General features: G+C 42.9%; 11 protein-coding genes. 10 read left to right on the forward strand and 1 reads right to left on the reverse strand.

What is annotated here, in order from left to right:
- Positions 1-45: 45 nt before the first annotated feature.
- The 7 genes from KFT32_RS19275 to KFT32_RS19305 all read left to right on the forward strand — a co-directional run bounded on the left by KFT32_RS19275 (position 46) and on the right by KFT32_RS19305 (position 8,354).
- A complete protein-coding gene (locus KFT32_RS19275; protein ID WP_211748938.1) occupies positions 46-1,842 on the forward strand; it encodes a cache domain-containing sensor histidine kinase in 1,797 nt (598 codons plus the stop codon).
- Entirely contained in the window at positions 1,820-2,644 is an 825-nt protein-coding gene (locus KFT32_RS19280) for a response regulator transcription factor (protein WP_211748940.1), read from the forward strand. The genes KFT32_RS19275 and KFT32_RS19280 overlap by 23 nt, the downstream gene beginning before the upstream one ends.
- Positions 2,645-2,797: 153 nt before the next feature.
- Complete coding sequence (locus tag KFT32_RS19285) at positions 2,798-4,111, forward strand: ABC transporter substrate-binding protein (protein WP_211748941.1); 1,314 nt, start codon at positions 2,798-2,800, stop codon at positions 4,109-4,111.
- Between the two features lie 114 nt (positions 4,112-4,225).
- On the forward strand, positions 4,226-5,104 hold the full coding sequence (locus KFT32_RS19290; protein WP_211748943.1) for a carbohydrate ABC transporter permease: 879 nt from the start codon (positions 4,226-4,228) through the stop codon (positions 5,102-5,104).
- Between the two features lie 28 nt (positions 5,105-5,132).
- On the forward strand, positions 5,133-5,966 hold the full coding sequence (locus KFT32_RS19295) for a carbohydrate ABC transporter permease (protein ID WP_211748945.1): 834 nt from the start codon (positions 5,133-5,135) through the stop codon (positions 5,964-5,966).
- A gap of 50 nt (positions 5,967-6,016) precedes the next feature.
- Entirely contained in the window at positions 6,017-7,342 is a 1,326-nt protein-coding gene (gene melA, locus KFT32_RS19300) for an alpha-glucosidase/alpha-galactosidase (RefSeq protein WP_211748947.1), read from the forward strand.
- Between the two features lie 151 nt (positions 7,343-7,493).
- Entirely contained in the window at positions 7,494-8,354 is an 861-nt protein-coding gene (locus KFT32_RS19305; RefSeq protein WP_211748948.1) for an AraC family transcriptional regulator, read from the forward strand.
- 86 nt (positions 8,355-8,440) lie between these two features.
- Here KFT32_RS19305 and KFT32_RS19310 read toward each other — a convergent pair whose 3' ends face one another.
- Positions 8,441-9,190 (reverse strand): YqcI/YcgG family protein, encoded by a 750-nt coding sequence (locus KFT32_RS19310; protein WP_211748950.1) that lies wholly within the window; start codon positions 9,188-9,190, stop codon positions 8,441-8,443.
- 390 nt (positions 9,191-9,580) lie between these two features.
- On the opposite strand from KFT32_RS19310, the gene poxB reads away from it, so the two are divergent.
- The 3 genes from poxB to KFT32_RS19325 all read left to right on the forward strand — a co-directional run bounded on the left by poxB (position 9,581) and on the right by KFT32_RS19325 (position 14,157).
- A complete protein-coding gene (gene poxB / locus KFT32_RS19315; protein WP_211748951.1) occupies positions 9,581-11,308 on the forward strand; it encodes a ubiquinone-dependent pyruvate dehydrogenase in 1,728 nt (575 codons plus the stop codon).
- Positions 11,309-11,500: 192 nt separating this feature from the next.
- Positions 11,501-12,967: an aryl-sulfate sulfotransferase gene (locus tag KFT32_RS19320; RefSeq protein WP_211748953.1), complete on the forward strand. Its 1,467-nt coding sequence runs from the start codon at positions 11,501-11,503 to the stop codon at positions 12,965-12,967.
- A gap of 221 nt (positions 12,968-13,188) precedes the next feature.
- Entirely contained in the window at positions 13,189-14,157 is a 969-nt protein-coding gene (locus KFT32_RS19325; protein WP_211748955.1) for a formylglycine-generating enzyme family protein, read from the forward strand.
- The last annotated feature ends 2 nt before the right edge of the window (positions 14,158-14,159 follow it).

A 14,159-nucleotide genomic window follows, 5' to 3' on the forward strand; every position in this document is an offset into this window, starting at 1 on the left:
AGAATGATGTTGGTGAACAATAAGGGAGAGGTGGTGGAGTTTGATATGAGAAATAAAAAATTAGTACATCAAATCTTTCGGCCGCTGCATTCCATCGTTGTGCAGCTTTTTTTGTTGTTTTTTATTGGGATGACAGTTCCTGTCCTCGTTATGGGATTCCTGTCCTATGAGAAATCAGCCTCCATTGTTGAAGAACAAGTCAGTAAAGTAGCCTCCCTTACGATTACACAGGTGAGCGACAAACTCGACATGTTGTTCAAGAAGATTGATGATTCCTCTATGATGCTGCTTAGCAACAAGGTTGTACACAGTATTTTGGAGGAAAAAGACGCCGATCTATATGCGAGTACACTAAAGGTAAAGGAAGGAAAAGATTTTCTCACCTCTGTCATGATCAATTCACCTGAAATTCTAGATATTTATATTTTTGATATTAAGCAACAAAATTCAGTGCTGAGTGCCGATTCTTTCAATTCTCCCCCTGATCACAGTAATTCATGGTGGTATCAAGAGATTGTAAAGGCGAATGGATCACCTGTATGGTTCGGACTGACCGAAACCTCTTATTTGAAACAAGCTGAAATGGGTTTTCCGGTATTTGGATTAGGACGAGCCATTCGAAGCTGGGAATCAGGTGAGATCATTGGCGTCATGTTCTTTGAGATTATGGGCGATGTACTTATCAAAGAACTGGACAAGGTTCAGTTTGGTGAAACGGGTTACGTGGTCATCACCAATGACGAGAAGCAATATTTCTATCATCCGGACAAGAACATGTATGGGAAAATCAGTGAATTGAAACTTCCGTTACAGATGATGCAATTTCATGAAGGAACGAAAAGTACCCTCATGATTCCTGAGAAACTTGATAACGGGTGGTATGTTCATGGTATCGTCCCTCTAGAAGAATTGACTGCTGATTCAGCCAGTATACGGAATTTTACGGTATGGATTGTGTTTGTTGCGATTTTGTTGGCTATAGGGGTGGGATACTATGCCACCTTAAAAATCGGAAATCCCTTAGTCCAACTCAGCAGGTTAATGCGAATGGGTGAAGAAGGGGACTTAACTGTACGGAGCAGGAATGTCGGCCAGAATGAAATTGGACAACTGGGAAGAAGTTTTAACAAAATGATTGAGCAGATTAATGTACTGATACACCGCATTGCCAGTGAAGAACGAGAGAAGAAAAAGGCGGAAATTCGGGCACTGCGCTATCAAATCAATCCCCATTTTCTATATAATACGCTGAATTCGATCCGCTGGCTTGCCAAACTAAACCGCGTACAAGAGGTAGATCACACCGTAACGACACTAGTCCATCTATTAGAAGGGAGCCTGGAACGAAATGGTGTATTCATCAGACTTGGAGATGAGCTGGATCTATTAAGAAAATATATGATTATACAAGAGTATCGATATGATCATATGATTCATCTACAAATTACTTGTTCTAAACAATTAGAAGAATTGCCGATCCCTCGAATGTTGTTGCAGCCTATTGTAGAGAACGCTATTTTTCATGGAATTGCACCCAAAGATGACGAGGGTTCGATTCATATTCAAGTAGAACAAAAAGGAACGGATATTCTAATTATCATTGAAGACGATGGCATAGGAATGAGTAAGGAACGTGCACATCAAATTTTGGCCGATGATGGAGATCGTCTGAACCAGGGCATGATCAATATCGGGATACGGCATGTGAATCAGACAGTAAAACTTTATTATGGCGAAGAGTATGGAGTTCAGGTGGAGAGTGAAGAAGGCAGTAGAACACGAGTGGTCATTACACTATCAACAATGAGGAGGGAACCGAATGTACAAAGTACTGCTGGTTGATGATGAGAAGATCGCTAGAATGGGGCTTCGGGCTACTTTTGATTGGGAAGGCAACGGATTTCATGTCGTAGGTGAAGCAGCGAATGGTCAAAAGGCGATGCGTTGGGTTGAGAATCGGGAGGTAGATATTTTAATAACGGATATCGCTATGCCTGTGATGAATGGTCTGGAGCTGACTCGTATTACGAAGGAATTCTGTCCTTGGGCGCAGGTGCTCCTTTTAAGCTGTCATAGCGATTTTGAATATGTAAGAGAAGGGATCAGACTCGGCGCCTCCGATTATATGTTGAAACCGACTCTCAATGAAGATGCCCTAAAATCACTGCTGATCTGTATGCGGGGCAGGATTGATCTGGAGAAACGAAATTTGCAAATCTTAAATGAATATAGAGAGAAGGAAGCAAGCCAGTTCAAGAAACCAGCAGAAAAAAATAGCAAATCCGTTCCTCCTATTCCACCGGAAGAGACATTACATGAACGTATAGTGACCCAAGCTACTTCCTATATTAAACTCCATTACCACAAAGGTATTTCACTTCAGGAGGTAGCAAGTCACGTATCGGTGAGTCGGAACTACTTTTGTGAGATGTTTAAACGGGTTACCGGACAAAATTTTACTCATTATCTCATTGAATTAAGGATTAATCGAGCAGCCGAACTGCTCACTACATCCTCCCTAAAAGTGTACGAAGTAGCGGAACAAGTTGGATTCAATGATGTCAAACACTTTAGTAAGCAGTTTAAAAAATGCACAGGGATGTCACCTGCAGAATATCAAGGACTGTACCTCAAAACTAAATAAGGGAACATCGGAAAACAACACACCAGTTCGGAACATAAGCCGTTCATTTCATATCTCTCTCTATTTTATAATTAAAGCGCTTACAAAAATAGTAATCGTTTCTGCCAATCACTTTTTAACTGATGTACAAAACATGTCCATGGAGGGAAAAGAATGAAAAAGAAACAGGTAGCAAGAGCCACGATTGTTCTCGTATTACTGTTTACAACTTTACTTTCAGCATGTGCTTCTGGTGGAGATGAATCATCTGGAGGAGACTCCGGAGGTAAGGTGAAAATTAAATGGGCCACCTGGGGGAACCCTGGTGAACTTTCACGCTTTCAAGAAATGACGAAAGAGTTCAATAAGACGCATCCTGATATCGAAGCTGAATTCATTCCGATCCCAGGAGAATACGATCAGAAAATACTGACCCAACTGACAGGGGGAACAGCCCCGGATGTATTTTATGCAGGTGATGGTCTGGTTGTCAAATTAATCGAAAATAACAGCATCGAGAACCTTACACCTCTCATGGATGCTGAAACCAGCCTGATCAAGGAAGAGGATTATTTTCCAGGATTATGGGGTGCAGCGAAACGTGATGATCAAATTTATGGTGTAGCGGTGGACTGTAATCCGATGGTGCTTTGGTATAACAAGAAAGTGCTACAAGAAGCTGGAATTACAGAAATGCCGGCAGACTTGCAAGCTAATGGACAATGGACCTGGGATAAATTCCAAGAGATGACAACGAAAATTAAAGACAGTAAAAAGTACGGGTATGTACTCGATAATAGCTGGAACAGCTACCATAGCTGGGTTACTTCCAATGGGGGAACTGTTTACGATGAGAGTGGCAAATTTGTAGGTGCAACGGATGCCAAATCCAAAGAAGCTTTTCAATTCTTATACGATAATGTGAAGTCGAAGAACATCACCTTCTCAGGCACCCTTCCAAAAGGACAAGGTGGAGATGCCATGTTTATGTCCAACCAAGTTGGTTTTGTTGGTGCAGGACGCTGGTACCTACCGCTCTTCAAGAAAAATGCAAGTCTTGAATATGATGTGGTCACTTGGCCAACGAATACAGGAAACAAAATAGAGCCTGCAGGGATTCCAACTGCTTACCTAGTACTTAACAAGACTTCCAAAAACAAAGAAGCTGCTTATCAATTTTTCTCTGAATTTGTAAGTAAAGAAGGACAACAATTCCGTTTACAAGGCGGTGGAAATGCAGTTCCATCTGTACAAGGGGTGGATGATGTTGTACTGGAAGGTAACCTTCCTGAGCATGCACAGCTCTTTTTGGATGCCCGTGATATTGGATATGCCCTTACCCCCCATGAAGCGGGGATTCCAGGATTGACTCAAGATATTGCTTCTAAATTTGAAGCGCTCTGGTTGCGTAATGAACCGCTTGAAGCTTCGCTAACAGGTATTCAAGATATGGCGAACAAAAAAATCGAAGAGTACAAGAACAAATAGAGACCCCTGAGATAGAAAACCTTGTAAAGGCAGGTGAGACGCTTGAATATGAAAATGCCAAATAGCCCAGCCTCGCCGCCTTCCACAAGGGAGGTGAGAGGGAAGAGGGCTGCTATGAACAGTAAAAAAGCTGATCATCTCTGGGGTTACTTTTTTATCTTCCCGCAGCTGGTAGGATTAATCTGTTTTGCCTTGATTCCTCTAGTATCTGCGTTTGCAATCAGTATGATGAGCTGGGATGGAATGGGGACGAAAGAGTTTGTTGGATTCGATAACTTCGCCTCACAATTACGTGATGAAGAGTTTCGCATAGCGGTCGTAAATACCGTATACTACACTATTTTGTCCGTACCGACAGGTATTTTGCTCGCGATGATTGTAGCCGTAGGTCTCAATAAGGTCAAGGGCAAAGTCTTATACCGACTCATCTATTTTATGCCTAACATTACCATGTCCGTTGCGGTAGCCGTCGTCTTCATGTGGCTGTTTAATGCAGACTTTGGACTAATCAATCTCTATCTTAAAGAGTGGTTTGGTATTCAAGGACCTCAGTGGCTTACAGACAGCCGGTTCGTTATGCCCTCTATCGCTATGCTTAGTATCTGGATGGGACTTGGCGGAAACATGGTGCTTTTCCTGGCTGGCCTTCAAGGGATTTCACCAACCTACTATGAAGCAGCACAGATTGATGGCGCTACCAAATGGCAACAGTTACGATACATTACGATCCCGCTGTTGTCGCCTACTACGTTCTTTGTCACGATTATGTCTGTTATTGGTTCCTTCCAAGTCTTCGATCAGTCCTTCGTTATGACATCGGGTGGACCAGCCAAGGCGAGCTACACGATGGTCTATCACATTTATGAAATGGCATTTGTAGATTTTACGTTTGGAAAAAGTACAGCGGCAGCCGTCATCCTTTTCATTGTGATCTTGGCCCTTACCTTATTCCAGATGCGTATGTCGAAGCGCTGGGTTCATTACGAAGATTAGACCCATTTTCGAAAGGAGGAAATAGCAGATGCAGATGAAAGGCTTCCGGCTGTCCACAGTGTTGCTCCATTTTGTACTTATTATTGGGGCTTGTATTATGGCCTTACCGTTCGTATGGATGGTGCTGAGTGCATTAAAAGATTTGTCTCAAGTATTTGTTGTTCCGCCTAAATGGATCCCTGAACCCTTCGTATGGACCAATTTCAGAGATTCACTAACCGCCTTACCTTTTGGTCGAGCTTATTTTAACAGCTTATACATTAATATTATCGTGGTCGTATGTCAGCTTGTCACTTGTTCTATGGCCGCTTATGCTTTTGCCAAAATAAACTTTAAGTTCCGCGAGCCGATGTTCATCTTGTTCCTTGCGACGATGATGGTTCCTGGACAAGTGACAATCATTCCGCTCTATCTGATGTTTAAAAATATCGGCTGGCTGGATTCGCATTTAGCCATTATCATTCCATCTGCCTTACTGAATGCTTTCGGAGTGTTTCTTCTCCGTCAGTTCTTCCGGGGAATTCCGAAGGATATGGAGGAAGCAGCGATCGTAGATGGTGCGGGGAAACTGACGATTTACGCTAAAATTATGATTCCGCTTATTAAGCCGGCATTATCAGCACTCGGAATTTTCACCTTCTTAGGAATGTGGAATAGCTTCTTTAATCCCCTTATTTTCTTGAACAGTCCTGAAAAATTTACCGTTCCAATGATGCTTAATCTGTACCGAGGAATGTATTCAACAGACTGGACGCTTATGATGGCTGGTGCCTCTATCGCTCTAGTACCTGTACTCATTGTGTATGTGATAGGCCAAAGGTACATTATCGAAGGGGTAACGTTATCAGGCATTAAGGGTTAAATCTCAAATTATCATTTGATTACCAAAATCGATTGAATCGGGAGGATACGATGTCTAAAATTACGTTCTTAGGTGCAGGAAGTACGGTCTTTGCCAAAAATGTCTTGGGGGATTGTATGTTTACGGATTCACTTCAAGATTTTGAGCTTGCCTTATATGATATTGATCTTGAGCGGTTAAAAGATTCGGAACGAATGCTGCTGAACCTCAAAATGACAAGTGGAAGCAACTGCAATGTGAAGGCGTATACAGATCGTAAGGAAGCACTCCGTGGAGCTAAATATGTGATCAACGCCATCCAGGTAGGCGGATATGATCCGTGCACAATTACCGATTTTGAAATTCCGAAGAAATATGGCCTCCGTCAAACGATTGCCGATACGGTAGGAATTGGCGGGATTTTCCGAAATCTTCGTACGATCCCGGTAATGCTTGATTTTGCAAATGATATTCAGGAAGTATGTCCTGATGCATGGTTTCTCAACTATACGAATCCGATGGCTGTACTTACCAATGTGATGAACACGTATGGCGGCGTAAAAACGGTAGGGTTATGTCACAGCGTTCAAGGATGCGTGTCCGGTCTGTTCCGAGAACTCGGTCTTGATTCGGAAGGTGTACAGTGGAAAATTGCAGGGATTAATCATATGGCTTGGCTACTAGAAGTACAGAAAGAGGGGAAAGATCTTTATCCAGAAATCAAACGCCTTGCAAAAGAGAAACAACAACAGAAACATGACAACATGGTACGTTACGAACTGATGGAGAGATTCGGGTATTATGTGACTGAATCTTCTGAACACAATGCGGAGTATCATCCTTATTTTATTAAAACAAGATACCCTGAACTAATTGATCGGTACAACATTCCACTGGACGAATATCCACGGCGCTGTATCCATCAGATCGAGGAATGGAAGAAGAGACGTGAAGAGCTCGTGAACAACAAAAATCTGGAACATCATCGTTCCCATGAGTATGCTTCGTATATTCTAGATGCAATGGAAACAAATCATCCTTTCAAAATTGGCGGCAATGTCATGAATACGGGACTGATCACCAATCTACCGCGTGAAGCCTGCGTGGAAGTTCCTTGCCTGGTTGACGCTTCTGGAGTAACACCAACTTATGTTGGTGATCTGCCTCCGCAGCTTGCCGCGCTGAATCGTACCAATATTAACACCCAGCTGTTAACCATCGAAGCGGCAATAACCGGTAAGAAAGAGCATATTTATCATGCTGCTATGTTAGATCCGCATACATCAGCTGAGCTCTCGATAGATGATATCGTATCTCTATGTGATGAACTCATTGAAGCGCACGGAGACTGGCTGCCGAGATACAAGGAAGAGAACATCTTTTCAGTGCAACGATAGTAAATAAATGGTATTATTCGTAGGAAGCAGGATGTTGAGTAATGACGCCTGCTTCTTTTTTTTGTGTCAGAAAAGCGGTCTGCACAAAGCACAAAAGGACAGGATTCAGTTACATAACGATGATAGGATACTTGTAAGGGAGTGAACAACGATGAATTATATAGAATCGCTGCAAAAAGCGATCGCCTATATGGAGAGTCATCTAGACGAAGAAATTCGGATCGAGGACGTGGCTAAAGTAGCAAATACGTCTGTCTATCATTTTCAGCGGTTGTTTATGTTTCTGACCGACACTTCGGTTGCTGAATATATCCGACGTAGACGGCTGACCTTGGCTGCGCAGGAATTATGTACTTCGTCAGTAAAAATTGTCGATCTAGCTCTTCGTTACGGTTACGAAACTCCCGAAGCTTTTGCGAAAGCTTTTCGAAAACAGCATGGGATTACACCGAGTGAAGCAAGAAAAGTGAACAGCAACATTACGTCTTATAACCGCCTGGTCATTCAGGTGAGTCTGAAAGGAGTAGAACCTATGAAATATCGTATCGTCGAAAAAGAAGCGTTTGAGGTCGTTGGAGTACATCGGACATTTTCAGTTGTAAATGGTGAGAATCAAGCCGAAATCCCTAAAATGTGGGATGAAGTGCACCGCAATGGAATCAATGATCGCTTGGTTGCCATTAATAACGGTGACATTAAGGGAGTACTTGGGGTATGTGGTCCGTCTGCGCCTGGATCTCAGTCCATTGATTACTGGATCGCTACGAACTATGAGGGGAAAGAACAGGAGGGTCTATCAAAACTAACGATTCCCGCTGCGACATGGGCTGTATTTGAAGTCATCGGGCCGATGCCAAATGCGATGCAAGATGCTTGGACGCGAATCTATTCTGAATGGTTCCCTTCCAGCGGATATGAGCAAGCAGGAGAGATTGAATTTGAGTACTACACGGATGAGGACCCTTCAAACCCAGACCTATATTCCGAGATCTGGATCCCTATTAAACGGTAAATTAAAAGCACCTTAAATCTATAGCAAAAATAAAAGCAAAAGCACATGAGGGGATCAACTCCGTGTTGCTTTTGCTTCTGTTAGGTTTAGGGCTGCTTCTTCAAATGAAGATGAGCAAAAGGACATTTTGACATCGCGGTAGACTCATTATCATCATTCAGGAAATACTGCTTCCATTCAAAATTATCAAGGCTCCCGTAAAAATGGAGATCCGGATGAATATCTAGCTCGTCATAAGCTTCAATTCGTTCTCTAATTTTGGCTTTGATCTGTGAAGCGGATTGCTGATTTGAGTTGAACTGCGTAAGAACCCAGCGGGGTGTAATCGCAAATATAAAGTATGGAAATTGGCGGCTTTGTCTGCGTTCGTGTGCAGGAGTCGCACAGTACATAAAATACTGTTCACCACCATAACAATATTCCCATACATGATGATGCGGATCGTTAGGGATTTGCACTGGCCATTCCTCTTCATCTCTAGCGCTGACTTTACTTAGTACATCCCAGAACAAGTGACGATAATCGGAGACTTGAAATTGTTTCTTTAGATCATCGGGAGTATCGAAAAATGTAATCAAAGAAGTGTATTTTCCAAATGCATGAGATTGTTCTCCGAACATACGCAGCAGTTCAGCAAGTTCTTCAGCCGCCTGATCGGATCTTGGGTCACTGATAAAACCATATCTGAAGTGATCTAGTTTAAACCCGACAGTAGCTGGTATACAGGGAAACTTATGTGTGGTATCTACCATTTTGGATTCAAAATGTTGAAAAGCATCTTCCTGCCATTTTCCTGGGGAAGAACTTCGTATTTGTTCCTTATCAAACAAGAGCATGGAATGACTGCCTCCTTTGTAGCTAACGTATTAAAGGAGGTCTTTATGTGTGTGTGTCCCATCTTAACTTTAAGGCGGGATTAACCAACAGTACAAGTCCATCGATTAGTGCGGGCCGCATAGAGCAAAGGAAATGAACAACAATTCGCCGTTTCTGAATAAATAAGGAATGAATACAGTCATGAAGAATGCCACGAGGCGTTCTTTTTTTTATTACTATGAGATTTCAGAGACATTCAGCAAAATATGAAACCATTTACATAAAAAAATAAGCTGTTTCCTCGAAAAAAACGTTAATTGTTCTTACTTTTAGGGTATAGATAATCAGACGCAAGATCGGGTTTAGATTCGTATTTGCATCAAGTTCATACTAGAAAAGGATGAGTATACATGAAAAAGACAATCGCAGACGCTGTTGTTGAATCTCTTATTAATGCAGGTGTGAAACGGATATATGGAATCGTTGGCGATTCTTTAAATGCTGTACTAGATTCAGTACGCAAGTCAGGTAAAATTGAATGGATCCATGTCCGGCATGAAGAAGTAGCTGCATTCGCTGCAGGAGCGGACGCCGAGCTGGAAGGCAGTATTGCTGTATGTGCAGGCAGTAGCGGACCGGGCAACCTACATTTAATTAACGGACTATATGATTGTTATCGTAATCGAGTCCCCGTGCTGGCCCTTGCTGCTCATATTCCAAGTGATGAAATCGGGAGCGGTTATTTTCAAGAGACGCATCCGGAGCATATATTCCAAGAATGCAGTGATTACTGTGAAGTCATTATGACGGCCAAACAAATGCCTCGCTCTCTTACGATGGCCATTCAAACGGCTGTTGCGAATTCAAGCGTATCTGTCGTTATTCTACCGGGAGATATTGCAGCGCTGGAAGCAGGAGATCAGAAAGTGCCGGAACAAACGTCTTATATTACCAAACCTGTTATTCACCCTTCCGAAGTGGAACTCGCAAAACTCGCTGAGTATCTAAATGCAGGTAAAAAAGTAAGCCTGCTCTGCGGCGCGGGGGCAAAAGGGGCGCGGGAAGAGCTGATGGAGCTCTGTCATGCGCTGAAATCGCCTATGGTTACTGCGCTTCGGGGAAAAGAATATCTGGAACATAATAATCCTTATTTTGTAGGTTTAACCGGACTCATCGGATATTCTTCTGGCTATAAAGCGATGATGGATTGTGATGTCCTCCTTATGCTCGGTACAGATTTCCCATATCGTCAGTTCTATCCAGAAAAAGCGGTGATTCTGCAGGTGGATATCGATCCATCTCATCTAGGAAGACGTGCACCACTTACTTATGGACTATGTGGATCAGTAAAGGATACGATTCAGAAACTTCTACCTTATCTCACTATTAAAGAAGATACGAAACATCTTGAAAAGTCAGTGGAACGATACGTAAAAGATCGTAAGGAACTCGATGAGCTTGCTACTTTTAAACCGGGACATACCCCTATCCATCCGCAGTATTTAACCCGTCTGATTAGCGAATTAGCAACAGATGATGCCATCTTTACCTGTGATGTTGGGACTCCAACGGTATGGGCATCACGTTATCTCGAGCTAAGCGGAGAACGTAGATTGCTAGGTTCTTTTACTCACGGAACGATGGCCAGTGCATTACCTCAAGCGATCGGTGCCCAGGTTGCTGCGCCTTCACGCCAAGTGATTTCACTTTCCGGTGACGGAGGTCTTTCAATGCTTATGGGTGACTTACTTACTCTTAAGCAGCATCAACTGCCGGTGAAAGTGATTGTGTTTAACAACGAAGCCCTTGGTTTTGTTGAACTAGAGATGAAAGCAGCGGGATATCTGGAAACAGGAACGGAGCTCGCGAATCCAAACTTTGCAGCGGTAGCCAATGGTCTTGGTATAGAAGGCATCCGCGTTGAAAATCCGGAAGATTTGCCAGATGCTTTGCAAAGGGCATTTTTGCATAATGGTCCGGTTATCGTTGATGTTGCAGTCAATCGTCAAGAACTGTCCATGCCGCCAAAAATCAGCCTCCAACAAGCGGAAGGTTTCACAATCTGGGCTGCAAAAGCGATTCTGAATGGAAAAGGCGATACATTAATTGACCTCGCGAAAACGAATTTGTTTCGTTAAGGATCAATTATATTTTTAAATACTCACTTGACTACTGGGAATAATTGGTTTAATCTAATTTTCATAGCTTAGCCGATTGGACGACCAAAGGCTCCTAACCACTCTTTTCAGATGAATAGAGAGGTTGGGAGTCTTTTTGTATATTCTGCAAAAGCTTATAATCGCTGGACAATGAGAAGGGAGTAATTAGAGATGGGACATCCGACAATTTATCCAACAGGTGCAACCGTGTATTTACCTAACAAAGCATGGAGTGGTTATACAATCTTTCAGGCAGCAGAGAGAGGTGCCTTACTCATCGATATGAATGGGAGAGAAGTACGCTTATGGAAAGGACTTCGAGGATTCCCGAATAAGCTTTTCCCTGGAGGGTATGTTCTTGGCAGTACAGCCGAACGTGATCCTAAGTACGGTTTTCAAGATGAAGTTAATCTTGTGCAGGTTGATTGGGACGGCAATATCGTATGGAAATTTGATCGTTTCGAATGGATTGAAGATCCTGGACACAGCGGAGAATGGATGGCCCGTCAACACCATGATTATCAGCGTGAGGGAAATCCAGTAGGATATTATGCTCCTGATCAGGAACCTAAGACCGATTCAGGCAATACTCTAATTTTGGCTCATAAAAATGTAAAGAAGCCTGAAATTTCAAACATTGAGCTTCTGGATGATACCATTATAGAAGTGGACTATCACGGCAATATCGTCTGGGAATGGTCTGTTAGCGACCACTTTGATGAACTCGGTTTTGATGAAGAAGCGAAAAAAGCACTCTACCATGATCCCAATACTCGCGGATTTGGAGAACATGCAGGGGATTGGATGCACATCAATTCGATTTCCGTTCTTGGACCAAATAAACACTATGATGCAGGAGACCAGCGTTTTCATCCAGAAAATATAATATGGGATGCAAGAGAATCCAATATTATTGCCATTATTGATAAAAAATCAGGACAAATCGTTTGGAAGCTTGGTCCAAGTTATGATACGGATGAGACGAAGCACATTGGATGGATTATTGGTCAACATCATGCTCACCTCGTGCCTAAAGGACTTCCAGGTGAAGGGAATATACTGGTGTTTGACAATGGCGGATGGGGAGGTTATGGACATCCTGGTCCGGTATCTCCCGATGGAATAAAAGTCGCGCGTCGTGACTTCTCCCGGGTTCTTGAAATTCATCCGGTTACGCTTGAAATTGAATGGCAGTATACACCTTCGGAGGCGGGCTATGTTGCTCCGCTCGATTCTTATCGATTTTACAGTCCCTACATCAGCTCTGCACAGCGCTTGCCTAATGGGAATACTCTCATTACTGAGGGGGCAGACGGTCGTATTTTTGAAGTGACCCGTGATCACGAACTCGTATGGGAATATATTTCTCCATATAAAAACAAACGGAATGCCAATATGGTCTATCGTGCTTACCGTGTCCCATATGATTGGGTACCTCAACTGGAACTTCCGATTGAGACGGAAATAACGCCAATTGATGTTGCCGATTTCCGTCTGCCTGGGGCTGCACCCAGAGGTGTGGCTTCTACAGTTATTATCGAAGGAACCGTTTCTTATGAAGATGGGGCCTTTTGCGTAGCTACTTTTGATGAGTCAGAGCACAAAGCTATCCATGATCAAGGTAATGACTTAAAGTGATGTAAGGAGGACTATAATGGAAAGCGATTATGGTGATGTTATAATAAAATTGCCATGTATTATTTGGAGTGCAGAATGATTCTATTCATCAAACAGCTAATGAAGTACAATGATGCTCCACCTGAACATTATGAACGTATTGGCCTTGATAGAAACAGAGATTGAGCCAATATAATATGTCCAAGTCACCTAGCTAAATACAGTAGAAGAGGAGAAAGAAGATGACTCATAATAAATCATGTTGCAGTATCTCAAGAGATTCGTCTATTCTTCGTGCTTCTTCCGTCAATACAGAAGAAGTTCAACCTTCCGGTAAGTATGCAGAACAAATAAAAGCAAGAATGATAGAACTCCAAGGTGGATCCTTTATGATGGGGACAAATGATGCGGAAGGATTTCCGAAAGATGGTGAAGGTCCTGTTCGTCAAGTCCATGTCGATCCTTTTCATATCTCTCCTTATGCAGTAACGAATCAAGACTTCGAACAATTCATATTAGAAACTGGATATGTAACCGAGGCAGAGAAATTTGGATGGTCTTACGTTTTTAAATTGTTAGTATCCGAGACAGTTTTAGCGCAGGTCCAGCATGTACCCACACATGTTCCTTGGTGGCTTGTTGTTCATGGAGCAAACTGGCGTCAGCCGGAAGGACCAGATAGTACGATACTCGGCAGAGAGAATCATCCTGTCGTACATATTAGTTGGAATGATGCGGAGCAGTTCTGTAAATGGTCAGGTACACAGCTTCCTACAGAAGCAGAGTGGGAGTATGCAGCTCGTGGAGGTCTAGAGCAGAAACGTTACCCTTGGGGAGATATACTGAAGCCGGATGGAGAACATCGTTGTAATATTTGGCAAGGAAAATTCCCGATCCGAAATCACGCAGAAGACGGTTATCTTGGAACAGCCCCTGTCGATGCATTCAAGCCGAACGGTTACGAATTGTACAATATGTCAGGGAACGTATGGGAATGGTGCCGTGATAGCTTCAGTCCTACATATCATATAAATACGAATCGAGTGAATCCATATTTCAATGAACCTGCTGAACAAAAGTCGATGAGAGGTGGTTCCTATCTATGTCATCGCTCGTACTGCAATCGGTACCGAGTTGCGGCAAGAAGCGGAAATACGCCCGACAGTTCTACAGGGAATTGCGGTTTTCGCGTCGTGTGGCATCGTTCTTAAGT

Source organism: Paenibacillus sp. Marseille-Q4541, assembly GCF_018310695.1.
Classification (GTDB): domain Bacteria; phylum Bacillota; class Bacilli; order Paenibacillales; family Paenibacillaceae; genus Paenibacillus.